The 22,974-nt window shown below is 40.8% G+C and carries 35 protein-coding genes and 1 tRNA gene; 4 read left to right on the top strand and 32 right to left on the bottom strand.

Annotated features, from left to right (window positions below):
* Window positions 1-163 precede the first annotated feature (163 nt).
* The 3 genes from MSHOH_RS14210 to nikR all read right to left on the bottom strand — a co-directional run bounded on the left by MSHOH_RS14210 (window position 164) and on the right by nikR (window position 2,240).
* Entirely contained in the window at window positions 164-676 is a 513-nt protein-coding gene (locus MSHOH_RS14210) for a GNAT family N-acetyltransferase (RefSeq protein WP_048143506.1), read from the bottom strand.
* A gap of 375 nt (window positions 677-1,051) precedes the next feature.
* Window positions 1,052-1,564, bottom strand: a complete 513-nt coding sequence (locus MSHOH_RS14205) for a GNAT family N-acetyltransferase (protein ID WP_048143505.1) — start codon at window positions 1,562-1,564, stop codon at window positions 1,052-1,054.
* Between the two features lie 253 nt (window positions 1,565-1,817).
* Entirely contained in the window at window positions 1,818-2,240 is a 423-nt protein-coding gene (gene nikR / locus MSHOH_RS14200; protein ID WP_048140562.1) for a nickel-responsive transcriptional regulator NikR, read from the bottom strand.
* 709 nt (window positions 2,241-2,949) lie between these two features.
* On the opposite strand from nikR, the gene MSHOH_RS14195 reads away from it, so the two are divergent.
* Window positions 2,950-3,693, top strand: a complete 744-nt coding sequence (locus MSHOH_RS14195) for a peptidylprolyl isomerase (RefSeq protein WP_048140560.1) — start codon at window positions 2,950-2,952, stop codon at window positions 3,691-3,693.
* Window positions 3,694-3,842: 149 nt separating this feature from the next.
* Window positions 3,843-3,927, top strand: a tRNA-Ser gene (locus MSHOH_RS14190).
* Between the two features lie 439 nt (window positions 3,928-4,366).
* On the opposite strand, the gene MSHOH_RS14180 is transcribed toward MSHOH_RS14190, so the two are convergent.
* The 13 genes from MSHOH_RS14180 to MSHOH_RS14125 all read right to left on the bottom strand — a co-directional run bounded on the left by MSHOH_RS14180 (window position 4,367) and on the right by MSHOH_RS14125 (window position 13,999).
* The gene (locus tag MSHOH_RS14180; protein WP_048140558.1) at window positions 4,367-5,311 is read right to left on the bottom strand and encodes a tyrosine-type recombinase/integrase; all 945 of its coding nucleotides are present in this window, start codon (window positions 5,309-5,311) and stop codon (window positions 4,367-4,369) included.
* Between the two features lie 138 nt (window positions 5,312-5,449).
* Window positions 5,450-6,985: a hypothetical protein gene (locus tag MSHOH_RS14175; RefSeq protein ID WP_158024185.1), complete on the bottom strand. Its 1,536-nt coding sequence runs from the start codon at window positions 6,983-6,985 to the stop codon at window positions 5,450-5,452.
* 328 nt (window positions 6,986-7,313) lie between these two features.
* Window positions 7,314-7,451 carry a hypothetical protein gene (locus tag MSHOH_RS23930; RefSeq protein WP_158024184.1) on the bottom strand — a complete coding sequence of 46 codons (138 nt, stop codon included), beginning with the start codon at window positions 7,449-7,451 and terminating at the stop codon, window positions 7,314-7,316.
* A gap of 1 nt (window position 7,452) precedes the next feature.
* A complete protein-coding gene (locus MSHOH_RS14170; protein ID WP_048140553.1) occupies window positions 7,453-7,893 on the bottom strand; it encodes a hypothetical protein in 441 nt (146 codons plus the stop codon).
* Between the two features lie 2 nt (window positions 7,894-7,895).
* Window positions 7,896-8,246, bottom strand: a complete 351-nt coding sequence (locus tag MSHOH_RS14165; RefSeq protein WP_048140550.1) for a hypothetical protein — start codon at window positions 8,244-8,246, stop codon at window positions 7,896-7,898.
* A 32-nt stretch (window positions 8,247-8,278) separates the two neighbouring features.
* Window positions 8,279-10,576 (bottom strand): carboxypeptidase regulatory-like domain-containing protein, encoded by a 2,298-nt coding sequence (locus MSHOH_RS14160; RefSeq protein WP_048140547.1) that lies wholly within the window; start codon window positions 10,574-10,576, stop codon window positions 8,279-8,281.
* A 4-nt stretch (window positions 10,577-10,580) separates the two neighbouring features.
* On the bottom strand, window positions 10,581-10,829 hold the full coding sequence (locus tag MSHOH_RS14155; protein ID WP_048140545.1) for a hypothetical protein: 249 nt from the start codon (window positions 10,827-10,829) through the stop codon (window positions 10,581-10,583).
* 14 nt (window positions 10,830-10,843) lie between these two features.
* Complete coding sequence (locus MSHOH_RS14150; RefSeq protein WP_048140543.1) at window positions 10,844-11,587, bottom strand: hypothetical protein; 744 nt, start codon at window positions 11,585-11,587, stop codon at window positions 10,844-10,846.
* On the bottom strand, window positions 11,587-12,528 hold the full coding sequence (locus MSHOH_RS14145) for a hypothetical protein (RefSeq protein ID WP_048140540.1): 942 nt from the start codon (window positions 12,526-12,528) through the stop codon (window positions 11,587-11,589). Before MSHOH_RS14145 ends, MSHOH_RS14150 begins: the two co-directional genes overlap by 1 nt.
* Window positions 12,528-12,923: a hypothetical protein gene (locus tag MSHOH_RS14140; RefSeq protein WP_048140537.1), complete on the bottom strand. Its 396-nt coding sequence runs from the start codon at window positions 12,921-12,923 to the stop codon at window positions 12,528-12,530. Before MSHOH_RS14140 ends, MSHOH_RS14145 begins: the two co-directional genes overlap by 1 nt.
* A gap of 28 nt (window positions 12,924-12,951) precedes the next feature.
* Window positions 12,952-13,140 carry a hypothetical protein gene (locus MSHOH_RS14135; protein ID WP_048140535.1) on the bottom strand — a complete coding sequence of 63 codons (189 nt, stop codon included), beginning with the start codon at window positions 13,138-13,140 and terminating at the stop codon, window positions 12,952-12,954.
* A 160-nt stretch (window positions 13,141-13,300) separates the two neighbouring features.
* A complete protein-coding gene (locus MSHOH_RS14130; RefSeq protein WP_048140534.1) occupies window positions 13,301-13,615 on the bottom strand; it encodes a hypothetical protein in 315 nt (104 codons plus the stop codon).
* 18 nt (window positions 13,616-13,633) lie between these two features.
* A complete protein-coding gene (locus MSHOH_RS14125) occupies window positions 13,634-13,999 on the bottom strand; it encodes a hypothetical protein (protein ID WP_048140533.1) in 366 nt (121 codons plus the stop codon).
* Window positions 14,000-14,096: 97 nt separating this feature from the next.
* Between MSHOH_RS14125 and MSHOH_RS14120 the strand changes: the two genes are divergently transcribed.
* Window positions 14,097-14,615: a hypothetical protein gene (locus tag MSHOH_RS14120; protein ID WP_048140532.1), complete on the top strand. Its 519-nt coding sequence runs from the start codon at window positions 14,097-14,099 to the stop codon at window positions 14,613-14,615.
* Window positions 14,612-15,532 (top strand): hypothetical protein, encoded by a 921-nt coding sequence (locus MSHOH_RS14115; protein WP_048140531.1) that lies wholly within the window; start codon window positions 14,612-14,614, stop codon window positions 15,530-15,532. The genes MSHOH_RS14120 and MSHOH_RS14115 overlap by 4 nt, the downstream gene beginning before the upstream one ends.
* A gap of 287 nt (window positions 15,533-15,819) precedes the next feature.
* Here the strand turns inward: MSHOH_RS14115 and MSHOH_RS14110 are convergent, their stop codons facing one another.
* The 16 genes from MSHOH_RS14110 to MSHOH_RS24715 all read right to left on the bottom strand — a co-directional run bounded on the left by MSHOH_RS14110 (window position 15,820) and on the right by MSHOH_RS24715 (window position 22,966).
* Window positions 15,820-16,356, bottom strand: coding sequence for a recombinase family protein (locus MSHOH_RS14110; RefSeq protein WP_048140529.1), 537 nt, complete (start codon window positions 16,354-16,356; stop codon window positions 15,820-15,822).
* Window positions 16,353-16,550 (bottom strand): hypothetical protein, encoded by a 198-nt coding sequence (locus MSHOH_RS14105; RefSeq protein ID WP_048140525.1) that lies wholly within the window; start codon window positions 16,548-16,550, stop codon window positions 16,353-16,355. The genes MSHOH_RS14110 and MSHOH_RS14105 overlap by 4 nt, the downstream gene beginning before the upstream one ends.
* Window positions 16,547-16,708 carry a hypothetical protein gene (locus MSHOH_RS23925; RefSeq protein WP_158024182.1) on the bottom strand — a complete coding sequence of 54 codons (162 nt, stop codon included), beginning with the start codon at window positions 16,706-16,708 and terminating at the stop codon, window positions 16,547-16,549. Before MSHOH_RS23925 ends, MSHOH_RS14105 begins: the two co-directional genes overlap by 4 nt.
* Window positions 16,709-16,979: 271 nt before the next feature.
* The gene (locus tag MSHOH_RS14100) at window positions 16,980-17,342 is read right to left on the bottom strand and encodes a hypothetical protein (protein ID WP_048139749.1); all 363 of its coding nucleotides are present in this window, start codon (window positions 17,340-17,342) and stop codon (window positions 16,980-16,982) included.
* A gap of 6 nt (window positions 17,343-17,348) precedes the next feature.
* On the bottom strand, window positions 17,349-17,591 hold the full coding sequence (locus MSHOH_RS14095; RefSeq protein ID WP_048139747.1) for a hypothetical protein: 243 nt from the start codon (window positions 17,589-17,591) through the stop codon (window positions 17,349-17,351).
* A gap of 303 nt (window positions 17,592-17,894) precedes the next feature.
* Window positions 17,895-18,869 (bottom strand): rolling circle replication-associated protein, encoded by a 975-nt coding sequence (locus MSHOH_RS14085; protein WP_158024181.1) that lies wholly within the window; start codon window positions 18,867-18,869, stop codon window positions 17,895-17,897.
* Between the two features lie 434 nt (window positions 18,870-19,303).
* Window positions 19,304-19,732, bottom strand: a complete 429-nt coding sequence (locus tag MSHOH_RS23920) for a DUF6011 domain-containing protein (RefSeq protein ID WP_158024180.1) — start codon at window positions 19,730-19,732, stop codon at window positions 19,304-19,306.
* Window positions 19,732-19,902 (bottom strand): hypothetical protein, encoded by a 171-nt coding sequence (locus MSHOH_RS23915; protein ID WP_158024179.1) that lies wholly within the window; start codon window positions 19,900-19,902, stop codon window positions 19,732-19,734. Before MSHOH_RS23915 ends, MSHOH_RS23920 begins: the two co-directional genes overlap by 1 nt.
* Complete coding sequence (locus MSHOH_RS23910) at window positions 19,899-20,075, bottom strand: hypothetical protein (protein ID WP_158024178.1); 177 nt, start codon at window positions 20,073-20,075, stop codon at window positions 19,899-19,901. Before MSHOH_RS23910 ends, MSHOH_RS23915 begins: the two co-directional genes overlap by 4 nt.
* Window positions 20,075-20,461, bottom strand: a complete 387-nt coding sequence (locus tag MSHOH_RS14075) for a hypothetical protein (protein ID WP_048140520.1) — start codon at window positions 20,459-20,461, stop codon at window positions 20,075-20,077. Before MSHOH_RS14075 ends, MSHOH_RS23910 begins: the two co-directional genes overlap by 1 nt.
* 12 nt (window positions 20,462-20,473) lie before the next feature.
* Window positions 20,474-20,770 (bottom strand): hypothetical protein, encoded by a 297-nt coding sequence (locus MSHOH_RS14070; protein WP_048140519.1) that lies wholly within the window; start codon window positions 20,768-20,770, stop codon window positions 20,474-20,476.
* Between the two features lie 188 nt (window positions 20,771-20,958).
* Window positions 20,959-21,087, bottom strand: coding sequence for a hypothetical protein (locus tag MSHOH_RS25725; RefSeq protein WP_269849040.1), 129 nt, complete (start codon window positions 21,085-21,087; stop codon window positions 20,959-20,961).
* A 91-nt stretch (window positions 21,088-21,178) separates the two neighbouring features.
* Window positions 21,179-21,319 (bottom strand): hypothetical protein, encoded by a 141-nt coding sequence (locus MSHOH_RS23905; RefSeq protein WP_158024177.1) that lies wholly within the window; start codon window positions 21,317-21,319, stop codon window positions 21,179-21,181.
* On the bottom strand, window positions 21,316-21,501 hold the full coding sequence (locus MSHOH_RS23900) for a hypothetical protein (protein WP_158024176.1): 186 nt from the start codon (window positions 21,499-21,501) through the stop codon (window positions 21,316-21,318). Before MSHOH_RS23900 ends, MSHOH_RS23905 begins: the two co-directional genes overlap by 4 nt.
* 779 nt (window positions 21,502-22,280) lie before the next feature.
* Window positions 22,281-22,817, bottom strand: a complete 537-nt coding sequence (locus MSHOH_RS14060; protein WP_048140515.1) for a GNAT family N-acetyltransferase — start codon at window positions 22,815-22,817, stop codon at window positions 22,281-22,283.
* A gap of 2 nt (window positions 22,818-22,819) precedes the next feature.
* On the bottom strand, window positions 22,820-22,966 hold the full coding sequence (locus tag MSHOH_RS24715; protein ID WP_204245329.1) for a hypothetical protein: 147 nt from the start codon (window positions 22,964-22,966) through the stop codon (window positions 22,820-22,822).
* Window positions 22,967-22,974 lie beyond the last annotated feature (8 nt).

Here is a 22,974-nt window from a genome sequence, read left to right as displayed (position 1 = left end):
TTTCTGAATTCCAAGATAACACGATAGATTGTAAGTGAAAGATAAGAAGATGATAAACTGTAAGAAAAGGGCAAGACCTTATAATTAATTTTACTTTACAATTATTTTTACTTAAATGAGGACTACTTTCAAAAAAAGTTATTTTTAAATAACAGGGGATCAATCAGGTAAGTTTTAACTCCATTATATAGCACTCTTCTTTCTGGCCACATATGCCTTCTATTTTTTTGATTATTTTAAAACCCATTTTTTTATACAGTCTTATGGCAAGAGTATTGTTTACATTTACGTACAGGAGAGTAGAGGATACGCCATTAAGCTTCATCTCCTTTATACTTTCTTCAAGAAGCTTCCTTCCGTAACCCATTCCTCTGAATTCTTTGTCAATTGCAATTGAGTAAATTACGGATTTCTTTTTCAGCCCTTTGAACGAAAGTTCCGGTTTCAGGTAGTATATACAGTAACCTGCAATCCTATCCTGTTTTTTAATTACGTAGAAGATTTTTCTTAGTTTCTTAGAGTACTTCAGAAGTTTTTTCTGATTCTTACTATCAAATCCCTCTGCCTGAATTCTAAGAATCTCAGAAAGCATAGTTTCATCTACAGGTACAATATTTTCCTTGTCAATATGTTTCCATTCATTAAGGATGAAACCACCGATAGTATCTCGCAGCAATTTCATAAAACTCTCAAAGTATGAAACTAACCTCGAGTAAACTTGTGTTGAACCTATAAAATCACCTTTAAGTGGAAAGTCGTTATTATAATTCTCTATAAATTTTGTTGCTACTACCATTAAAAGATACTGTTTCCTTTGTCCGAGGCACAGAATCATGAATTAAAGGCATACTGGACTTCAAACCGCATCTTGTTTAAATGCACTCCTTGTAGTCAAGAACTACCACAAAAGCGGCTATAGAGAAGCATTTTGCATAATAGCCTGAAAGTTACTATTATATAAAAAAGCTGTTGTAAATATGTTTTGTTTAAGAGGTCGCGTTAATTATTGGATAAGAAAAATCCTGCTCAGCGCCAGTTTCAGGAAATTAAATCAATAAAGTTTCAGTTTCATTTTGTAGCATCTCTCTTTTTGTCCGCATATGTTTTTCACTTCTTTGATTATCAGAAAGCCCGTTTTTTTGTATAATTTCATAGCAGGAGTATTGTTTACATTTACATACAAAAAAATGGATTGAACTCCGTTATGCTTCATCTCTAGAATACTTTCCTCCATGAGCTTTCTGCCAAATCCTTTGTTTCTGAATTTTCTATCTATTGCAACTGAATAAATTACGGATTCTTTCTCAAATCCCCTAAGCGAAAAAGATGGTTTCAGGTAGTAAGTGCAGTAGCCTATTACACTATCCCGGCTCTTAATTGTATAAAAGATTTCTCTGAACTTCTTTGAATGTTTTATAAGATCTCCCTGCCTTTGATTTTCAAACCCTTCGGCCTGAATTCTAAGGACTTCCGGAAGTGTGGTCTCGTCAACAGTTCCAACATTTTCTTTCTCTACTTGCTTCCATCTTGTTAAAAGAAAAACTCCTGCCGTATTCCTAAGCATGGTTTTAAGACTTCTTGAATATAAACAAAACTCTTCACAGATTTCTGTCAAATTCATGTTCTTCCCTTAAGCGACTGGAATTGGAAGAAGCATCTGTCGAAATAAAGCCAGGAAAACTAAGTGTAGAAACCCAAATTTTTATAGTATAAACTGTAAAATATCTAGAAGTTTATCTTGTAAGTAATGAACAGATGATTAAACAGATGATTATAATCATCTGTGCAGTTAGATAAGTTTATCTTTATTGTCCTGTTCACTCTTTCCTTTCTTCAGGTACAGTTGTCAGTCTTGAATGTTTAACTCCTTTTATACTCAGGATTCTCTGGGCAAGCTCTACTATTTTTTCTCCTTCCCCTGCAAGGATTATAACTTCAAAACAGAGACTTCCTTCCATATGGAAATGTACTGAAGAGTTTATCATATCCATATACTCGTGCTGAATTGCTGCCAGAGTACTTGTTACTCCTTTCTTTGAGCAGTCATATACAATAGAAATTGTTGCAGCTCTTGAACCCCTTATCTGCTGCATCCACTCATAGTGCTGATTATATGTCCTTATGGCATCTCTGATCCCTTCCGAACGAGAGGAATACCCTCTTTTCATAAGTGTTTTGTCAAATTTGTCCAGAAGGTCCCCTGGTAGGGAAACTCCTATTCTCATAAGCTTCTTTTCCATACACCCCTCCTGAAAGTGAAAACTCTTTCTACAAGGTTTCTGCGGCTGCAGTTATTCAATTGAATGAAAAATCATAATAACCACCCAGACAGACAAAGTCCGCTATGTGTTTCCTTGCCCCAATAAATATAGTATTCAAGGTTATATTTAATATATTATCACATTCAGAGACATAAAAAATAATAGAATAAGGATTAAGAGAATAAGGATAAGAGAATAAGGATAAGAGGACGAAAATAGATAGATGAAATAAGTGGTCCTAAAATAGGTTTTTGATTCGAGAATAAGAGTAATACAGATCAGATTGATACAGAAAACTCAATTTACGAGATACGCTTGACAGACCTCTCCGGAAAAGCCTCTCCTGGTGGGTCATATTCTCACATTAGTGTGAGAAAAGCAACTTTATCTCAAAGGGTATCTTTCGAATGTATAAATGAGAATGACTTTTTTTCCAGTATTCAGGAAAAATTTCTTCTATACTTCCTTTTAGTGGCGGCAGACACGGGTTCAGATGTAATTTATTGCAGGCTAATATTTTTATAATGACATGCGAGTTTTCAAGTAACTCCGTTGATTCCCAAAAAGCTTATTAAAGCCAGAGTTCTATAGCGTGGAACGCGTTTACTTTGAATATCAGAAATTTAACTCGAAAGGATAATTTCCTTGCTTATCACGTTTAATTAATTTAATAGAAGAGTTGAGAATTATGGCAATCCAGAAAGGCGATTTCATAAAGTTAAACTACACAGGTAGATTTGAGGATGGCAGGATTTTTGATACAACAGACGAAGAACTTGCCAAGCAAGAAGAGATCTTTAACCCTCGCGGACTTTATGGCGGAGACGTCGTTATTGTCGGGGCAGGGCACACCATTGAGGGCCTTGACGAAGACCTTGAAGGAAAGGAAGCCGGTTACTCTGGAACAGTTTCAATCCCGCCGGAGAAGGCATTCGGTCCGAGCAATCCCAAGCTCGTAGAGACAGTTTCCATAACAAAGCTCCCGGACAGAAACGTTCATCCGGGCATGCCTGTAGAAATTGACGGCAGGAGAGGAGTTGTCAGCAGGGTTATCGGCCGCAGGGTTACTGTAGACTATAACAGCCCTCTAGCAGGTAAGACCGTTACCTACGAATACGCTATTGAAAAGCTTCTTGAAGACGATGTGGAGAAAATACAGGGTCTTCTCGCCCTCTATACCGGCATTCGTGACATGGAAGTAGAAATAGCTGACGGAGTTGCAAAGATCAATGTCCCGACAGGCCTGACCTTCAACCAGCGCTGGCTCATGGCAAAGAACAGGGTTGCATCCGAACTCTTCAAGTACGCCGGCCTTAAAGAAGTCCAGCTTATCGAAAAACTCACAGCCGAAGCTGAAGTCCCTGCACCAGCAGAGCCTGAGGTCAAGGCTGAACCCGAAGCTGAAGAAGAGCCTTCGGAATCCCAGGAATAAATCTGTCGTACTTTAAGGAAAAGCGAAGAGTCCTTTCTCTTCGCAAATTTTATATATAATAATCAGGTTCTCTGTATACGCTTCCCGGAATGTCAGGGCGATTTGCCAGATTATATACGGAAAGCCAGAAGAACTTGTCATTTCAACATGCTGAGGTAGCCCAGCGGACCACGGCGCCGGTCTTGAAAACCGGTAGCGCTACGCGCTACGGGAGTTCGAATCTCCCCCTCAGCGCTAACTTCACTGGTTAACAATACTAAAATTCTCGTTTTTGTTCGTTTGAGCCTTAACAAGTTTTCGACTCTAAGTCGCGGCACTTATCAAGAGTTTCCCGAAAGAAAGATAAGGAAATACTTAGATTATTAGTTCATGATTTCAGAGCAGTATAAGTTTTTTCAATATTTTTTCAAAGAAAACAGAACCGAGGGACTGTTAACTATTGCCTCACACAAAGTAATAGATCTCCAAAAGTTTTCTGACGAGATGAGAATGAATAAAGCAGCCTGTAGAGATATAGCATACCAATACCAGTATTTTGGATTAATTATAATTAGAGAGCAGCCGCAGAAGCCCAAGTATATATTAGAGATTACGGAACAAGGAAAGCAAATTGCGGCCGCAATAAATACCATAGTAAGCTGTTACTGTACCTCCCCAGATCAGTAACTAAAATTTATATTTTTATATTCAAAAGTGGAATATATTTTATATAGCTTTCTTTTAGTTCTGCCTGGGTGATGTGGTCGTAGATGTCGATTGCTTCTTTTCTTGCATCTCCCCGGAGCTCTTGAATGATTGAGCGAGGGCAGCCAGAGCGCCGGAGCCATGTAGTGAAAAAGTGTCTGAAGCAGTGCGGTGTAAATTTTTCATTCAATCGGCCTGCAGGGTTGTGAAAGCCTAAGCTTTGGGCGTGTTCTGTTGTGACGTCATAGACAGTATCTCGGTTGATCCGGGAGCCATGTGTGCCGAGAAAAAGAGCTTTGTTCCTTATTTTGTTTTCCTGGCGCCAGGATAGCCAGGCTTCAAGGACCTGAGCGCATTCGTTGTCAAAGAATACTACTCTGTTGCTTCGTTTTGCATGAGGCTTTAGGATTGCATACCTATTCTCAAGATAGAGATCTTTGAGGTCAAGGTCTATTAATTCCTGCCTGCGGATTCCTGTTTTTGCAAAAAAGATAAACATTGATTTGAAGCCTACCCATTCAGCTGAATCGATCAGGGCCCGCATTTGTTCCAAGTTGATTAATTGGCGCTCTTCGTGCCTCTGCTCTTTATAGTATCTTAAGTACCGTTTCCTGAATTGTGGGACTATGTTTTTTTCGATTACTCCTTCCCATTCAAGCCAGTCATAGAAGGAAGAGAGAGCAGCAAAATAGTTTCCGACAGTAGAAGGAGAATAGTGTTTTTTGTCCCGGATATGGATGAGGAAATTTTTTAAGTCGTCCGGGTTGATTTGGACAGAATGACGAGAGAGGAAATATTTTAGATTGCTTTTGTAGGACTGAATTGTCCGAGGAGAAAAGTTTCTTACTGAGCAATCAAGTAAAAAATCGTTTAAAAGTGTCGTTTCTGGAAGATCCCGAATACCATATTCTAAAGACAGATTTTTACCGTACATATAAAAATAAACAGTTTTATTTTTTTAATATATAATCCTCGATAAGCCAAATTTCAAGTTTTATAAAACATTAAATTATATACGTTTTGCGATTTGTCTACGAAGAAAAGAAGAGAAAAAAAGAGTAATTAAATAAAATTAGAATTTTAGTTTTACATTAAATGGATCTCCGTATACATTTTTTGTCATTTTCTTTTTAGTTTTTCTGTGTTTCGGTTTGCTGGTTGTAGACTCCCCTAGGATATCGAAATCATCTGATAGCATGATTGGTTTTTTACCGCCTCTGCCAGGCAGGAAAGGGAGAGGAGTAAAACCTCCTGGATCGTTCCCAGGTGGTAAAGGATCGTTGAAAGCTGGTATATCTTGAGGAATATCTGGGAGTGTGTCCGGGATAATTATAGGCTTTGATCTCTGAGATTCTATTGAGCTGATGTCAGGAAGTTGAGTAGTATAAATAGAGCCTTTGTCCTTTTCTTTTTGGAGTGTTGGATCTGGTAAGAACTGAGCCTCAGCTGATGAGAAGGAAATAGGTATTACAGGGAGAGAGGCAGCCATAAATATAGATTCGTTTTTTTGTTTACCCTGTACTTGGAGCCCTTGGCCTGCAAAGGGTAGAGAGTAAGCTAAGGAGGGAACTGCAATACCTGGAGATGGTGCAAACCTCCCAGCTTCTACTGCCAGACTTTCTATTTTTGAGGCTTTTATTGACCCAATTACAAGTTCCTGAGCCTGAACAGAGCTGATAATAGAATCAGTTGGCTGTGTAAGTTCTGAGGAGAAGATGTTTCGTTGAAGTTTAGCATCTAGTCTTGATGTATCTAATTTTATTTCTGGTGTTTTTGAAGATCTACTGAATAGGACCTCCTCCATTTCAGATGTTAGAACAAAGTCGTCGGGCAATTGAATACGGTTTATTTTCATTAATGATTCTGGTATAATTTCATCCCCCACTACATGATAAGTTTCTATTTCTTGTTTTACTTTAGGGAGTTCAGTCGATTTAAAGTTTTGCTCTTTATAGACGAGCTTTTGAGCGCCGAGTGATGCGCGTTCATCTATAGAAAATTCTTTTAATCCTTTAGAAGATATTCCCGGCTTGATTTTTCCTTCAAGTGATCCGCCTACTTTCCCAAGTGCGTAAGCTCCTACTAATTCCCCAGCAAGTTCCCCTGGGTGAGTTTTTGCTTTTTCTACTGTTGAGCCTGCCATAGCTCCGAGTCCGAAGCCTATAGAGTCTGAGATAGAAGTAGGATTTCGGGCTATTGTTTCTAGCCCGAGAGGGACCGCCCCCACTGCCCCTATAGCCATTTCAGGAATGTTTGATACTCCTGTTATGACGTCTTTTGTTGTCCCAGGAGAGAGACGAGATAGAAGGGCGTTTTGTACTGTATTATATCCCTCAGAGAGTTTATTGCTTTTCTCGTATAAAGAATATGTGGCCATGTCTTGAGCCCGTGTTTTGGGGGCTTGAAGACCTTCAAGAGAGTAATCCTTGCCTTCGCCTGCTTTGTGGCCTTCTTTGAATGAGGATACGGCTCTTGATACTACACTTCTGTTTTTTTCTTCTTCCAGCTGATCTACTGTTTTGAATTTTTGAAGCTGGCTTCTATCAATCCCGGCTGTTTCTCCGGGTGCAGTTGCCCAGGATGGTATACCTGTATTATATTGTACCATGCTGCTGTATTTGCTTTGCTGTTCTGTTTCTGCTGCTTCTGCTGCTCTGACGGCTTCTTGAGCCCGGACGTATTGAGAACCTTTTGATGTGCCTACAACGTTTCCGGCTGCGTCCCTGCTGGCTGTGGTCTGTGCTGCATGACCACTTGAGGCTTCAGATAGAGATACTACAGTTTTTCCGCTGCTGTTTACGTATGCCAAGTTTAGACCCCCTTAAGATAATTCGGAGAATAAAATTTAGGAGTTTTTATACATTGATACTTTGGATTATGTGGAACGTCTTTTATTGATTCATATGCAGGACGTTCGATTAAAATAATTACGATCATTATACCCTCCTGTATTTTTTGAAGAAATTTTGGAGGGAATAATCCCCTACCGGCCTGAAGTCGTTGGAGAGTACACGAACCTGGACGTTAGGAATATCACATTCGCGGATTTCGATTCTTTTTCTTCTGCCTGACATTTTAGTCACCTACCCAGAATGAATATAGTACCCCCATTAGGGCTATTGCAGAGAAAATGTAGAGTGTGTGAAGGGCTGTTGCAGGGATGTATATAGCTCCTGTTGAGCCTGGGACTACTGCGAGCAGAGACATGAAGAGCATTATTATACTGGTCCTGTGAAGGCTCTGACTCTTGATGTATACGGTCCCTACTGTCAAGAAAATTAGCAGGACATAGAACCACGAGCCCCATACTGCAGGAGAGGCCCAGAAGGAGTTTATTGGTGTGAAGATACTGTTTGCGACTGCCCCGGCTGGCTCTGGATCGTCGAGGACTGACGCATTGGTCATGTTTGAGAGTGCCGGGTAGTCTGAAAGGTTGAAAGTGTAATTATAGTTTCCATGCATGTTGTTGATGCTTTTGAAAGCTTCTGATTTGTTGTAGTCTTGCCAAGGATTCATAATTACCTCCCCAAGAATTTTACTGCGGCTCCATATACGCAGACGGCCCCGAGGACCATTGAGATAGGGACCGCAAAGGCTGCGGGTAGTCCTATTGCTGTCAGAAGCGGATAAGCCCCTACTAAGGTCATTAGAAGGAACTCTAAGACAATTTTCACGCCCATAATCAGGACATAGGCCGTTAGGGCTGCGCTTGACAGGATTCCTTCGCCTGCGAGGCGTTCATACATTACTTGCATGCTGTTTACCGTGTCCTGGATGTCTTCTGCAGGGTTGAAACCTGCAAACTCCATGCTGTAAGGAAAGATTCCAGCCAGACCTACGAGGACGAAGGACAGCTGCAAGAGCAGCATTGAAAATGCATATCCTTCTATTTTGTCACCGTTCAGCCTACCGCCCCCGTTCTTTTGTAATGTAGGAATATTGCGCCTGCTGCTATGATCCAGATTAGGACCACGAAGTTGAAGCTACAGGATAGCCACTCAAAATAATATGCCAGGCTCGTAAGGACTGCGACAGATCCACAGGCTATATCGTTTTTCGCTTTTCCGAATGCCAGGAGGAAAATTATTATTATGGCTACGAATAGCATGTTTTTGAGCCATGCCGGGTATGAAGCGGGAAAAAGAGTTACTACAGGAGGCGAGCTTATAGACCATGCCTGCGCTGCTGTGGACCCGTCAGAGGCTTCTATACCGAACTGCATGATGTAATCTCCTTCTGTGAAGGAGAAAAGGAAAGAGCCTGAAGTTGTGTTTAGAGTGTCAGCTTGGACCTGGGACCCGTTAGAAGCTATAACAGTAAAAGAAGCTGTTGATACTGTTTTGTTACTATTGTAGGCTACAGTTACGTTATTTTGAGTTTCTGAGTACGAGAGATTCAGCCATGGATTATAATACTGGTGGATTATGCCTTCCTTATTAAGGACGATATTGTATTCTGTTAGTCCGGGTTCTATGTACTCAGTATAAGTGTTTCCGTTATGAGTGAGGGTTATGGTATAGTTTATGCCCTGGTCCATTTCTTTTACTGTGAATGTTCCTTTACTGCCTGTAGTGCCGTTTTTTATTGACTCATTTTCATCATCATAGACTGCATAGGATACTCCGGGAAGACCTATAGAGCTATACCAGAATTCTAGGACCGTGAAAGTGACATCGTGAGGAGCGTAATAAACCCCAGATCCAGACGTTTTTTCAAGAAAAATATCTTTTCTGGTTGTTGTCCCTGCTGTTGTGGTGAGCAGGAAGGGATTTGAGGTTGTATATCCGGTTTTGGCTGCTGTTAGGTTATATGGACCTTCGGATATCCCTTTTGTAAGGTAATACATGCCGTTACTGTCAGTATAGAGGTATTCAGTGAACAGTGATCCGTTAGTTACTGTTACAGTAGCGCTTTTTATTGCTGCCTGCGTGTCTGCGTTTTTGACATAACCCCATACCCCCGGCAAAGTATAATCTGGAGCAAAGGAAATAATGTGTGTGTTCTGGTCCCATGTAAGGGAGCAGTCCCAGGTATCAGCGCCATTAGTACCGTTTATCGGTGTGCTGTCTACTGAAACGTAATAGTTTTGACCTGATAACCCGGTGAAGTGTATATTAGTGCCGTTCAGGGCTGTGTTATTATATATTTTTGTTAGTGTTACAGAGATGCTGAAAGGGGTTTCTTTGATGTTGTAAGTGATGTTATAAATTCCGTTTTCATTGATTTCAGGGTATAGATAGACAGAACCGCCGCCTGCTATTTCTCCCCCGTTGACGTCTTCATCTATTATTTCTGCGTCCACATCAGAGGACGCGAGGAAAAGGACTTCTGGATATCCTTGAGGGTTTGCTAGCTGATCGTAATAGAAATATGTATCTGTAAGAACTATGCTCCCTCTTGTCATTTCTAACAGGTAAAGCCCGTGATTATCCCCAAGAACACCAGAGCGAGAAAACGAGAAATAACCGTATTCATTTGTAGTAGCATTATCATCTTGAGGAATATTCCATGATATAATTTTGCCTGCGTTATTTGGATTTGTAATACTGTAAAGTGAGATCTCATGTTGTGTTTCGTAACTCCTCATTAATTTAGCAGACCATGTTATAGGAATTGATGTTGCAGATTCATAATATATTTTTCCTGTACCGATCATAGATCCGTCAGTTATATCATCTATATACATCCACTTCGTAAAAGATGATGCTGAGTAGAAAGAAAACGATACTTTCACGTTTTCCGATACCCCGCCGGGATCTGCAGTACTTGATATTAATACTCCGTTAGAATATACATTAAAATATGACCCTTCACGTATTATTTCTACTTTTGAGTTGTCTGAAATTTTATTTGTAGCATCGGTAATACTGATTTGTACTTGTGTAGCTCCTGTTGTAGGATTTAAATAATTTATATTATATTTATTAGATGCACCGCAAGCTCCGTCTAGAAAAATAAATGAGAAGTACGCAGGATTAAGAGTATTTATAGATGTTATTGATACATCATCGCCTGAGCCCCCGGCGCCGATATACAATACTGTATCAGATCTGCCTGATGGATCTGTATAGTATGATGAGATATAATATCCTGTAACCCAATAATCCGAGATTACCCCCCTTTCACAATTATCTTCAAACGCACCTCCTGTGTATGGAAGAAAGAGAAGAAGAAAGAAAGAAAGAAGAATTTTCTTCATGTTCTCACTTCCAGAAACTACTATTTTCTGATCTTGTTGCTTCTAGGAAGCCCCAAAGAATTAAGGACAAGGACATTATGACAGGAAGGTAACGCAGTTCTCCGTCAAGTGTTTCGGCTGTGTGGGCTGCGTTGCCTCCCATTGCAGTGCCAAGGGCGAAAAGAAAGTCAAAGATAGGCTGATTTAAGATGAAGGTTGCTCCGAGGATAAAGAAGCCTGTTAGTACTTTTATCCATGCTCCTACTACTCCCATATTTTTATACCCCCTTACTGAAGTTGAGTTAGACCGCTTGCAGCGTTTGAGGCTGCTGCTATACCTGCCGGCGTTTCTACTCCTCCCCCGCCTGCCATTATATAGCCGAAGGCAAGGCCGAGAAGGGCAGCCATTATAAGCATCATGACTACGTTTCCGTTTTTGAGTGGGTTGCCGAGCTTTCTTCTTTCGATGTTAACATAGCGTTCGATTATCCCGTTTTCAGCCGCAGGGCTTCTGCTTTCTAGAAAGTTTTTTAGGTCGGATATCCGGACTATCTCCAGGTCCTGGAGGATTTTTCCGTCATAGCCCTGGATTACTGAGGCGATCTCTGCAGCTGAATCTCCGTTAGTTTTTTGAATTTCTTCTATTGGGGTTTTGTAGAAAAACATTAGCTGGCCGTAGTTATCGATTCCGAATTTTTTGAGATCCTTGAGAAGAGGCATTACCCTGGCGTGTACTGCCCTATTATACGGAGCATACCAGAGAGCACCGGTTGAGCCATTAAAGCTGAAAGCGTCCTCCGGTTCGAGTTCATATACTCCGTTTGCTGTTTGATAAATCCCTTCGGTTTCTTTTGCTCCTTCGAGGACCAGAGCATTGTCTCTTGTGAGTTTGATTACATACTGGTTGCCTTTGACTCTTGCAAGGGCTATTTTCATCCATGATGGATATCCGAAAAATGTTAGGAAGCCGAGAAAGCCGAGTATAAGGCTTTCGAGTATGAGCATTGAGGCGATTGTATTAGCAGTAGACATTATTGATTACCCCCGAGTTCATGAAGAATGTTGTTGAGTTTTGCTTTTTCAGATTCAGAGTATGGAATGTAGTTCATTGATCGGATGATTGCAGCTTCTAAGCGTTTTTTCTCTATGTTTTCACGGTATTTGTTTACGGTTATAGGGGAAACTTTCCCGGTTTGGGTGATGCTGCGAAGGTCAGAGATTGACGCTTGAGAGAGATTTGCATAGGTCATAGCCCGGAATGCTGCGTTTTTGAATACTGTTTTTTCGGCTGAAATCCGTCCTGGGCTTACTCCCAATCCTGTTTCTTCGTATACTGAGTTTTGCAGGACGTTATAGGACTGATTGTATTTTTTTCCGTCAACATCCTGATAGGTGAGTTCGAGGATGATGCTACCAGATCCGGACCATTTGAGAGTTGAGTTTGTGAGATTGCCATCTTTTGAAAGCGATTCGTAGCGTTTTGATGTGGGTTTGTTTTGAAGTTCTACCCCAGAAGTTTTCCAGGTTATCTTAATGTTTTCTGCTTCTGCTGTTGTTAGTTTTGCGCAAACTGTTGTTTTGTTGTAGTCTTTGAGTTGGGTTGTAGTTGAAGAGATCTCGAAATTAGGAATTAAGGCAGCTTCGAGTCTGCCTGATATTTTTTTGAATTGATATTTTGAGAATGTAAGTTTGTATTTTCCATCTGCGAATTCTGTGCTCTGGCCGAGGTTGACAGCTATTCTATCTTCTTCTATTCCGTTTTTGTAGACTGTGAACATGAGAGCATAGATATCCCCGTCCCAGTTTCGCGCTATGTCGGTAAGGGTGATTGTGTAGTCTCCATGAGTGAATGATTCTCCCAGATTAATATTAGAATTGTAGGATACCTGCGACCATGGAGCCGCAGAGGCCACGGGAGAGGATAAGAGCAGGGAACTGAGGACAGCGAGAAAGAGGACTGGTTTTAGGTCCATTATCTTCCCCCCTGCTGTGGGATTTGTTGAGGCTGCTGTTTTGGAGATCCGAGACCGAAGAATCTTGATTTTTTGTTTTCTTCGGTTTTGTTTGTGATCTCGTGACTTGCTGTTGTTGCACGCTTTATAAGGAACCCGCCTTTTCCAAGGCTGCTGAGGCATTTTGAAATAATGCTGCTCTGGTCTGCCCCTTTGAGGTCAAGGGCTCTAAGTTCATAGTCTCTGAGGCTTGAAGATGATTTTAGCTCTCTGATTCTTAGAGTGTCTTCGATGTCAAGGATGTCGTTTTCTGAAAGGTTTGAAAAGGCAAGCTGCTTGTTGAGAGGCCCCCAATTTTTTGAAAGTTCGTCGTTTGGGATTCCGTTAGGGGTTCCTGCGTAGGCTATAACGTCCATTGAAAATGGAGCGGGTTTTTTGAGTTCTTCAGTCGTTGTTATCCCCCCTTGACCCAAGAAGTATAAATCCGAGTGCCATAGAGAAAATAATAGAAAGGATAAAATCACCTTGTATAGCACTTGCTAAAGCAGCTACTATTAAGCAGATATTTACAAAATGATAGAAAATTTTTTGAGACATAATTTCCCCGTTCGGGATTTCAGATTTTTTGAGCATGAGAAGCCCCCCTAAATAATGTAAGACTTATAGCTATCAGAAAAAACCCTATAGCTAAAGAATAGTTTTCAAGGCTTGCGAAAGTGGCTGAGACTCCTGTCATAGATCCTGAAAAGAAAATAAGGGATAATTCAGAGAAAGATTTCAGAGTAAGACCCCCTTAGTCTTGTGGTTTCATTGATTCTCTATAGACTATTATTTTGATGAGGCCAAGGGCTATAGAGAATAGACCCATGATGCTGTTTAGGTAACCGAAAACAGAATCATATTGAGTTGTCGAGTAGCTTTCTATTGCTCCGCTTGTTTCATTGAAGAGTACGTATATTTTTTCAATATCGAATGATGCGAGAGAGAGAGCAAGAAATATTGCAGAGCTTAGAAAGATAAGAAGACCATGCCAGCTGTCTCTTTCAATTCCGTAGAAGAAGATCAGGAAGGCTGTGATTTCGAGAAATAAAAAAAAAGTTTGTTCCATGAGGTGGAACACCCCCTTTTAGCGGCTTTCTCTGGTGAGCCCCATCAGCATGCCGAGGATTACGATAAAGACCGCCACGTACGGGACCATGCCGAAGAGGTCAATAGATCCCCATCCAGTGGTCTTAATGTTGGCATAGCTGGCGTTTGCCTCTTCGCTCTGCAGGACAGCTATTTTACTGTCTGTCTGGCCCTGTAAAGTACCGAACAGGAGAGCACAGAGCATTAGAGTTACGAGCAGGACCAGGATTCCAATGGCATTGCCTGCCATATACCCACCTTCGTTTCTGGAAAATGCACGGAAGCCTTTTCCGGATTTAGATTCGAGTACGGCGGTGAATCCGCGATTATAACAATTTGACAGATAAGTGTTTACTTTCTTCATTATACTATACACCTCCCGAATAACTATAGAGTACATATACTATATAATTGTAATAGTTATTCGAAAACGGAATTATATGTTACAAGGAGGTTAGCATATGAGCGCATATAAGTTTATAGACGGAAGTAAGCCGATTAGTTTTATGTACCCGTATCAGGACATTATGATTTCTATGACTGAGGCCCTGAAAAATCAAGAGTATATTTCTTATATAGATCTTGTTGGCCATTTAAAAAATATGGCAATTCTGTCTTTTGATAAAAAAGATATAGAGTTGCTTGAAAAGATTGAAAATATTGTGTCTAACTATAAAAAGTATATAGACCAGACATCTAAAGCTAAAATGAACACTAGCGAGATATATTCAATAGAAAACATCAATTCTATATATAATAGAAATATTGACCTGAAAATTTTATGTGAGTATAGATTTTCCGGAATAATTGAGAGAATATGTATTGCAGCCCTGAGAAAGACGATTTTGGCTGACATGATTCCGAACGCTCAGTCAGGCAACATATATTATGAGTCTGAACGGGACCTGAGACAGGTTGTTGCCGCATATAACAGGACCCTAGAAGAGAACGAGATTTCTCCGCTTGAGGTGAAGTTATGAGCGAAAATAGTGTATTGTTCAACTGGTTCTGGTATTTTGTAGATGTTGCGAAGAACGCATTTCTTTTTGAAAATTCTTCGTTCCAGGCGTGCATAGGGAAGCGGAGATCCGGGAAGAGTGTGTTTTGTTTGGCTGCTGCTTCGGCTGTAGATCCGGATTTTTCAGAGGAAAAGATTTGTTTTGGGATTGATGAGCTTAAGAAAACACTGAATGAGGAAACTGAGGCCGCTGTAGTATGGGAGGAAGCCGGGGCTTCTGCGTATTCTCGTGATTTTATGGACGAGCGAAACAAGATAATTTCGAAGACTTTGCAGGTTTACGGATACCGGAAAATTGCCTTATTCGGAAATTTTCAGCACCTTAAGTTCCTTGATGGAGATATCCGGCTGCAGCTGGATTGTTTCCACAAGTTGAAGGCTGTGAACGTAATAGATCAAAATAGGAAGCCGTTCACGCAAACGTATGCAATGCCTTATGCAATTGTGACTGATTATATTCAGGAACCCCTTATAGCCCCGTATAAGGTCGAGAAAGACGGGACATATCAGCAGATAGGACAGATACCTCTCCCACAGATGGATGAGCTTTTTGAGCTTACAGGAGTTTCTAAGAGCCTATACAAGAATTACTTGAAGAAGAAAGATGAGTATTTCAGGGAGATTGGAGAGGAAGAGAAAGAGCCAGAAGAAGAGATATTTTCTAAGAGGGAGCTTAAGACCCTTACAAGAGTGAATCAGGCATACCTGAACCTGGTGAGCAAGCTTGTGAGTGATGAAGGTATCACGAAGCGAAAGGTAGCAGAACTATCAGATATCCCTGTTTCGACTTTGAACGTTTGGCTGTCGAAAGCTGAGGAAGCGCCAAGCCTGATAGGTAGAGTTTTTGACGAAGAAACAACGACAACGAATGTTTTTTGAAATGATTATATCTAACCCAAAAAATAACCTTTCGCCGGGTTGAAGCCTGGTTGAAGACTCTTTTTTTTGTTGTTGTTTTGGCCTGCTGTGAGGTTTCCGGGAGATCTACCAGATCCCCATGAAAGATAGACAAAAAGAGAAGAGGATATTAATTAAATCGCTTTTGAAAAAAGAGAGAGAAAAGAATGTTAAGAGTGAACCCAAGAAAAGAAGAAGAGGATATTAATTAAATCGCTTTTGAAAAAAAAGAGGAAGTAGAATAATTATTAAAATAATGGTTATCTATTTCAGACATTATTTTTTGCCTCCCTGTATCGAGCCCATCTTACTTTATAGCCGTCTGTTTTTCTTTTTTCTTTATCTGGCCCCCTGCCATTCCATGAATCTTCACCTTTAGCGACTTTTTCTTTTTTAGCCCGGATGCCTGCATTAATTCGCTCTTTTAGCCTGCGGGCCTCGAACTGATTTACTGACCCTTTGATATCAGCAAAGAGAGTGTCCGTTAATGATTTTATTTCTCCGTCAGCTACGGATATTATATTTACATTGTTTTTGAGTAAGGCTTTCATTGCTCTTGATTGTTCTTCTAGGTCTCTCCAAAGCCTTGAGACTTCGTAGACAATAAGAGTGTCGAAGGGTTGTACCTCAGATAATAATCTTTTGTAGTCCGGACGGTCTGCTGTAGTTCCAGAGATCCCAAAGTCCTGATATACCTGGCAGGACATGTAATCTATTCCTTTGCTTGTGCAGAGGTCCCTAATAGCCTTATACTGCATATCAAAATCTTGTTTTTCTGTTGAGACCCTATAATAGATTCTGATCAAGCCTTAACCTCCTTATCTTCTCCACGCAGCTCATAGAATTTATCAAGCCCGTCTTTTTCTAATATATATTTTTCCAGTTTGAGAATGTACTCTTTGACTTCATGAAGGCGTGATAATGCTTCTGTTTGTGTATACAAAGACCTTAATTCAATATGAGACTCTATGAAGCCCAGGTTTTCAAATGCAGGTCTCATTCTTTTGCCTCCTGAAGAGTGAGAGCTCCGAAACGATCTTCTTTATATTCTAAGATTGTGCCCTTTCCCCAACCTTTAGAGGCTGCAATAGATCTAGGGATAGTTATGATAAGCTGACCTGTTTTCAATTGCTGCACCTTTACTTTATTTGCATCCATAGGTTAAGCCCCGTAGATTTGTACATCTTCCTTACTTACTATTACAATTAATAGTAACGTAACTATTAGAATAAATAGTTTACTGAGGAAAATAAGAGAAAATTAGACGAGTAAAAAAAGACTAGTTTGTTTACTCTGATTTTCAGGAAAGTATCTTTTTCTGCAAAAAATTTTGTTCCCGTATCCATTAAAAGTTAGAAATCTAACTTTCTACGGTTGTGCGGCCAGGAATACAAAACCGAAAAGAAAGCAGTCCTCTTATTGAGATAAATTAGTTATCAATATCATTGACATACTCAAAAGAGTTTAAAAAATTATAATCCACTTTACACCCAGGAATCATCTTTACTTTTCGTTTAACATACTTATCTATACCAAGCATGATTTCAGATAGTTCTAGAGCATATTCTTTAGGGCAAGTTATAGAAATACCATGTATCCCCTCTATATAATCGTACATTTCATTTTGTGTTTCTCTGCAGTCTTCGCGTACCGAGCACTGATTACACGGGCATGCTTTACACAGAGCATATAATTTTATACATTCGTCTTGACTCCCAAAATATTCACACTCTGATGAGGATTGAATTGGCGACATATCAGCTATGCGTATTCTTTCATTTCTTTTAATCATTATTTTTTACCCCCATTTTTGGATAAATTCTGACCAGCTGAGAGAAGGAGCAGAACGTAAAGCTATCTCGGCTTCACGTGAAAGATCATTACAGGGCTGTTTAGAGCCCTGAGCCTGCATGATTGAGATATGATATTTTTCTGCTCTGAGATCTTCTTCTGCTCTAATGTTTGCTTCTACTATGATGTCTTCTTCTATGATTTCCCAGTAATCTTCTAAGTACTTGATTTGTTCCATGTTTGGTTTCATAGGATCACCCGAGATCAACTATTCTGTACGAGACATATTCGTCTATGATACGGGCCTCTTCTGAGAGGCCGAGCTCATCTAAGAGTTTGCTGTAGTTGTCGAATTCAATTAGGTTGAGAGCCATAATTAATTACTCCGGCATGAATTCCTTATAAAGTTCAAAGTAACCCCAGAAAAGGAAAGCTGACGTTTCCGCGTAAATCCTGGCTTTTTCAGAAAGGCCAATTTCATTATAAATTTTATAAATGTTGAACTGATAAAAATCTTGCATTGATTCAGGAAGACACATTGAGAACACCCCGTTTAACATTGATAGCTTAGATCTGTAGCTCTTCTAAAGCTCAGATTTTGAGCAGGCTTTTTTATTTTTTGTTCTGCCTTCTGTTCTATTGCCCTCTTTTTTGAACTCGTGAGAGAGCCTGAGAAGAGACTCAGAGAGTCCTTTCTACGAGATGCCCGGAAGCCAGAAAGGGCTGAAATTACCCCCTTAAGAAAATATTTATTTTTAGAAGGTTTTACGGGCTTGTTTTCGTGAATTTTTTCTTTTTTTGGAAGAAGGGATTTAGAGCAGGTCCAGTTTCTACAGCCCATGACCCAATAGAGAGAGCCCCCTGAACCAGACATACTTTTTTCGAGATATGATTCTAAGAAGTCCTGGGGTTCTGAGCCTGCAGCTTCGAGAGGGCAGGACCTTGACCAGTGCCAGCCCCTATAATCCTGATGGATTGTATGGATGTCCAGGATAGGACCACCGCCGTATTTGACCCAGGTATACTGAATTAGTTTTTTTGTGGCGAGCCAGTTTATCCCGGTAATCATGATGTGAAAATGCAGTCTGCCGTTCTGCTGAAACTCTCTTACGCAAATCCAGTCTGCCCGGTCCGGCAAGATTTTTGTTAGAAATATTTGAAATTTTTTCCAGGTTTGAAGAAGGTCCGTATTGGCAGCCCATAAAGTTTTAGAAGGACAGGAAGGAGCCGTTAGGGTCAGGAAGACCCCTTTCATATGCTTATGGCTTGCCTGCCAGTAAGCCCGCTTAAAGCCTTCTATGTTTTCCTGCTGTCTGCCCTGATCCGTAAACCGGGTTTTGTAATTGACATAGATGTCTTGAGCGAATACAGGGTTCCCATCGGGAGACCGAGTTAATACGATTTTTTCAGATTTTATCCGGGTGCAGTAATCCCGGAAGAGTGAATCGATTTCATTTTTCATTTCTGTAGTGTACTCGAATTGTTTTGAGTCTTTATTATAAAACCCAAATTTATTTATTCGGTTCATTTTTAATATTGCCTCCAATCGCTCAGGGGAAGCCCTGTTCAGATTTTCTATTTTTTTATAGGTTTTACTGCTATCGGTTTTAGATTCCGAGTCTCCCGATTCACATTCTGGTTTTTTCTCCGTTTTGCTTATCATAGTATCAAGTCTAGTAGATTTTTGAAAAAAATATAAAGGGTTTGTTCGTATCCATACGAACCCTCCGGCGTTTTCTATGAAAAAAAGCATGTTAGCTTTTTGTGTTTTTAAAAAGTTGTATAGGCTTTTGATTGCGTTTTCTCCTAATAGTTTTAGTTTTTCTGCAATTTGATTAACCGTTCTTGGTTCTGATAAGCAAAAATCCTGAATGGTTTTTTGTTGGTCGATAGAAATGGACATGAGCAAAATACCCCCGTAGGAACCTGTGATATTCTGGTTTCAAAAAAAATTAGAAAAGATTAGACCCTCAGAGCCTCAACTAGCGAAATCTGCCGGTGATGCTTGCAAAGATCCCCGCAACCGTCCCGCGTGAGTTTGTGCAGGGCAATATCTGCCCCGCAGCGAGTACAAGTTATGTAGATCCATTGAGGACGCAAGAAGCCCCGAAGGTTCAGCCCGTCTTCATGGTCGTAACTGTGGACCTCCGCAGAACTCAGGAGAGCCCCACAGGAAGGGCAGGAATGAGAAGAGACACGGACCCGGAGAGAGTCATAAACCGAGTTGACCGCGAAGATATTTTCAATACTCCGGATTTCTGTTGTAGGAGGGCAAGAGGGCAGAGTGGGCAGCACTTTTTTCCAACACGTTGGACCGTAACCCCGGCTTTTGCTCTTATGATCTCTGAGAGAGCGTCCACAGCGCAGGCAACGAGTATAGAGAGGCTGCATTATACCCTCCTCCCTGCGAGGTTATGGACGTGATGACGTGGACCTGTCCTGAGAGATCCTGTACCTGTGGAATATACATCCCTTGAAAAATAGAGACGTCCGGCTCTTTCACTTTTGGCGTATAGTTTTTCGTATCGATGATTACGCAAGATGTATCTGAAAGGCCTCACGTGTTCACCCCCCGGATAACTGCGTGATAAAATTGCTCAACTTCAAAGTAAGGAGTATCGAGAGTAGTATCATTGTACACTTTCATGAGGGCGCGGACTTCTTGCTGATCTTCGGGCGAAAGTGCAGAGAATAGCGGACCTTTGAGCCCGCTTTTATCGCGTTTTTGTCCCATCAGATCACCATCCGCATGATAGTTTTCCAGCAGACAGCTTTGACCCCTGACCATTTCCCGAGCTTAAGATTTTTTGCATGGACCCTGGCGAAAAAGATAGGGTTAGAATCTTTTTGGACGAGGAAAGAATAGTCTCCTCCTTGCTCTATGAGAGTTTGGTGCTGCAGGGCATCAAAGCAGAACCTACCTGACCTCATGCCGTTGTGATTCCCTGTTGCATTGATGTATTCCTGACAGGATTTGTTTTCGACTTTTACCCCGTCGATTACAAAGTCGATGACTCCTTTATAGTGAAATTCAGCCTCCGGATACAGAGATTTGATTATGTTTTCCATTTGGCAGCCGTTGTGGCTTGCTAAGGTATTCCCTTCTATATTCGCGCTCACTGCTTCACCCCCTCAGATAAATTCCTCGTATACGAGGGAACTGTATGTTGAGAACGCGGTTTCATAGTCGGATTCTTCAGATACCCAGCTGTACCCAGGGATCGGAGAGGCGAATATGACATAGTATAAGGGTTCGTTTTGCGCAGATCTGCCCGGATATCTGCGGAGAGATAGAAGCCCGTCGGGAAGTTTGTCCTGGAGAATGCCAGTCTGGAACATTCTTTTCCATATGACTGCTTTTCCTGTGCCCTTAAAATCTATTTCCGGCTGCGGGCAGTCGTCAGAAAGGAGAAGATCTGTTGAGATCAAAGGACCGCCTCCGAGCATGGCCTATTAAGCCAAGGAGTTTTTTTGTTTTTAGCTGTGCAGCCACCACAAGCCACACAGTAATTATGTAGGCAATCGTCACAAGATTTTTGACATCCGTAACAGCCTACGCCGTGATTGATAGAGTTGTGAGCATAACCCCGGCAGGTTTTGCAGCATTCCCGGACCATTTAGACCGCCTCCGCAGGTGAGACGGGAATAGAGTAATAGCATGTTCCGCAGACAGGACACCTGTAATATTCCCCGTTGTTCATGTTTTGGAAATTCCAGGCAGGATTTCCGCAGTTTTCGCAGGTCACAGGCTCACCCCCTTGTATGTGAGCATGTCAAGAGCGAGATACAGGAGGACAGTGAGTACATAGACAGAGTAATTAATAATTGTCTGAGTGTTCACTGCACACACCCCCAGATTCCGACATAGGCACGAATTGAGAGAATTTTTTCTCGGACCGTAAATTCTTCTGCTTGAGTGACAGATTCCAAGCAAGGCGAATCTTCGAAGAAGGCAGAGAATGCTTTTCTTCGGCTCATGCCTGCACCTCTTGAGGATAGAGTTTTTCAAGATCTGGAGTCTGGAAAAGGTTTCTTATTGTGTTCCTGTATGCAGGTTTGATTTCTCCTCTTGTTTGGAAGATGAGTTCAGGAAGGTGAGATCTGAGTTCTACTTTCCGGGCTTTGTGGGCCGGGACTCTGGCAGGCATTAGACCTCTCACAGGCTCACCCCCGCAAGGATTGAGAGGCAGAAAGCGAGCATCAGAATACCGATAAAAATACAGCAAAATACTGTTACCACGACTGGCAGCCAGGGCGACATTTGCGCAGTTTCAGAAGCCATTAAGGCTTTAGGAAGAGCACCAGAATTACCTCCCGGTTTTGTAATTTTAGTGTGAGGATAACAAAAATATCTTAGACAGCTGAGGCAGAGATAATCTTTTGTTTTGACCTTTCGCTCGACCCGGAGAGATCCGCAGAAGGGACAACATTTTCGGGTTCTTTCTGATTTCTGAGCCAAAAAGTTTCTGAGTTCAGAGGCGTTACTAGTTGGAACTAATACAGAGCTTTCGCTCTCGGGTATAGTGTTTCTCATCGTGCATTTCCTGAAATTAGTCCAAGAACTCTGGTAAAGTCCTTAGCTAAACAGTAATTGAGAATTTACTGATATAAGAACATTATTAAACCATGAAGGCACTATATATGGTTTGGCTGTGAATGTCGACCTGCTGGTAACAGGTCCCAGGCCTTGAGAAGGAATATACTTTTTTCAAAAGTGCGTTTCCGACCTTCTCTGAAAGGCAAAAGGGTTTACGATAAAAATTCAGCCAGTGAAGTTAACTGATGGGGGAACTAGAACGGTTAAAACGTTCGGTTCTCCCCCTCAGCGTAACTCACTAGAAGCCTTAAAAAAATAGTCTTTTTTGTTCGTTTCTTGTCTAACCTACTTTTTTTTGTGTTGCGGCACTTAAAGAAACTCTGATTAAATTAAAACATTTGTTTAGCTACTATTCTCAAGGTTCATTTCAGAAATAATCGGCTGCATATTAAGATACATTGGAACGAACTCTCGATTTTTGTATTTATCTACAAGTTTGAATTCATTTTTTTGATAGAAGCCGATTGAGTCTTTTTTTGAATCTACGAGAATATATCTACACCCTATATTATCGCAAATAGATAATGTTTTACCTATGGCTGCAAGTAACAGATAAGTACCTATTCCTCTTCTTTCAAATCTGGAATCTACTGCTAATCTGGCAATTTTAACCCCAGGATATTTACGATATTCGTAATGTTCAAGTCCATCTGTTACAGCCTTAGCTTCAATTGTATCTGCTATCAAAGTAAAAAATCCTACCAGTTCGTCATCCCAAAAGCATAAACTGGTTCTGCTTATTAGATTACTTTGATCATTCAGAGCATCGTTTTTTAGAAAATCATTCAATTCCCCGCTTAAGCAGCTAAAAGAAGAGAGATTATGATTTTTATTAAGGGATATTGTACGAAGTTCAGAGTCTGAAATTATAGAGTTCAAGCTTAAAACCTGTTTTTCTCATGTATTTTCTTTGCTCGCTTGAACATCTCAACCATTTTCTTTGAAACTACAGGATTTTTTTCGTTCCTGAAGAATTCCTTTGCATCTTCTCCTTCAAGAACAAGACCAAGTTCAATAGGCTTTGCCATTGTGAATA

Origin of the sequence: Methanosarcina horonobensis HB-1 = JCM 15518 (genome assembly GCF_000970285.1) — an archaeon.
Taxonomy (GTDB): Archaea; Halobacteriota; Methanosarcinia; order Methanosarcinales; family Methanosarcinaceae; genus Methanosarcina; species Methanosarcina horonobensis.
The sequence above is the reverse complement of the archived record's forward strand: the minus strand, read 5'-3'. Positions and strand labels throughout refer to the sequence as shown.

Excerpts from the sequence above, each read along its gene's own strand:
- MSHOH_RS14205 (WP_048143505.1), bottom strand. The coding sequence starts at position 1,564 with ATGCTTAGGAATACGGCAGGAGTTTTTCTTTTAACAAGATGGAAGCAA.
- nikR (WP_048140562.1), bottom strand. The coding sequence starts at position 2,240 with ATGGAAAAGAAGCTTATGAGAATAGGAGTTTCCCTACCAGGGGACCTT.
- MSHOH_RS14195 (WP_048140560.1), top strand. The coding sequence starts at position 2,950 with ATGGCAATCCAGAAAGGCGATTTCATAAAGTTAAACTACACAGGTAGA.
- MSHOH_RS14180 (WP_048140558.1), bottom strand. The coding sequence starts at position 5,311 with ATGTACGGTAAAAATCTGTCTTTAGAATATGGTATTCGGGATCTTCCA.
- MSHOH_RS14175 (WP_158024185.1), bottom strand. The coding sequence starts at position 6,985 with ATGGTACAATATAATACAGGTATACCATCCTGGGCAACTGCACCCGGA.
- MSHOH_RS23930 (WP_158024184.1), bottom strand. The coding sequence starts at position 7,451 with ATGTCAGGCAGAAGAAAAAGAATCGAAATCCGCGAATGTGATATTCCT.
- MSHOH_RS14170 (WP_048140553.1), bottom strand. The coding sequence starts at position 7,893 with ATGAATCCTTGGCAAGACTACAACAAATCAGAAGCTTTCAAAAGCATC.
- MSHOH_RS14165 (WP_048140550.1), bottom strand. The coding sequence starts at position 8,246 with ATGCTGCTCTTGCAGCTGTCCTTCGTCCTCGTAGGTCTGGCTGGAATC.
- MSHOH_RS14160 (WP_048140547.1), bottom strand. The coding sequence starts at position 10,576 with ATGAAGAAAATTCTTCTTTCTTTCTTTCTTCTTCTCTTTCTTCCATAC.
- MSHOH_RS14155 (WP_048140545.1), bottom strand. The coding sequence starts at position 10,829 with ATGGGAGTAGTAGGAGCATGGATAAAAGTACTAACAGGCTTCTTTATC.
- MSHOH_RS14150 (WP_048140543.1), bottom strand. The coding sequence starts at position 11,587 with ATGTCTACTGCTAATACAATCGCCTCAATGCTCATACTCGAAAGCCTT.
- MSHOH_RS14145 (WP_048140540.1), bottom strand. The coding sequence starts at position 12,528 with ATGGACCTAAAACCAGTCCTCTTTCTCGCTGTCCTCAGTTCCCTGCTC.
- MSHOH_RS14140 (WP_048140537.1), bottom strand. The coding sequence starts at position 12,923 with ATGGACGTTATAGCCTACGCAGGAACCCCTAACGGAATCCCAAACGAC.
- MSHOH_RS14135 (WP_048140535.1), bottom strand. The coding sequence starts at position 13,140 with ATGCTCAAAAAATCTGAAATCCCGAACGGGGAAATTATGTCTCAAAAA.
- MSHOH_RS14130 (WP_048140534.1), bottom strand. The coding sequence starts at position 13,615 with ATGGAACAAACTTTTTTTTTATTTCTCGAAATCACAGCCTTCCTGATC.
- MSHOH_RS14125 (WP_048140533.1), bottom strand. The coding sequence starts at position 13,999 with ATGAAGAAAGTAAACACTTATCTGTCAAATTGTTATAATCGCGGATTC.
- MSHOH_RS14120 (WP_048140532.1), top strand. The coding sequence starts at position 14,097 with ATGAGCGCATATAAGTTTATAGACGGAAGTAAGCCGATTAGTTTTATG.
- MSHOH_RS14115 (WP_048140531.1), top strand. The coding sequence starts at position 14,612 with ATGAGCGAAAATAGTGTATTGTTCAACTGGTTCTGGTATTTTGTAGAT.
- MSHOH_RS14105 (WP_048140525.1), bottom strand. The coding sequence starts at position 16,550 with ATGAGACCTGCATTTGAAAACCTGGGCTTCATAGAGTCTCATATTGAA.
- MSHOH_RS23925 (WP_158024182.1), bottom strand. The coding sequence starts at position 16,708 with ATGGATGCAAATAAAGTAAAGGTGCAGCAATTGAAAACAGGTCAGCTT.
- MSHOH_RS14100 (WP_048139749.1), bottom strand. The coding sequence starts at position 17,342 with ATGATTAAAAGAAATGAAAGAATACGCATAGCTGATATGTCGCCAATT.
- MSHOH_RS14095 (WP_048139747.1), bottom strand. The coding sequence starts at position 17,591 with ATGAAACCAAACATGGAACAAATCAAGTACTTAGAAGATTACTGGGAA.
- MSHOH_RS14085 (WP_158024181.1), bottom strand. The coding sequence starts at position 18,869 with ATGAACCGAATAAATAAATTTGGGTTTTATAATAAAGACTCAAAACAA.
- MSHOH_RS23920 (WP_158024180.1), bottom strand. The coding sequence starts at position 19,732 with ATGCAGCCTCTCTATACTCGTTGCCTGCGCTGTGGACGCTCTCTCAGA.
- MSHOH_RS23910 (WP_158024178.1), bottom strand. The coding sequence starts at position 20,075 with ATGGGACAAAAACGCGATAAAAGCGGGCTCAAAGGTCCGCTATTCTCT.
- MSHOH_RS23905 (WP_158024177.1), bottom strand. The coding sequence starts at position 21,319 with ATGAGCCGAAGAAAAGCATTCTCTGCCTTCTTCGAAGATTCGCCTTGC.
- MSHOH_RS24715 (WP_204245329.1), bottom strand. The coding sequence starts at position 22,966 with ATGGCAAAGCCTATTGAACTTGGTCTTGTTCTTGAAGGAGAAGATGCA.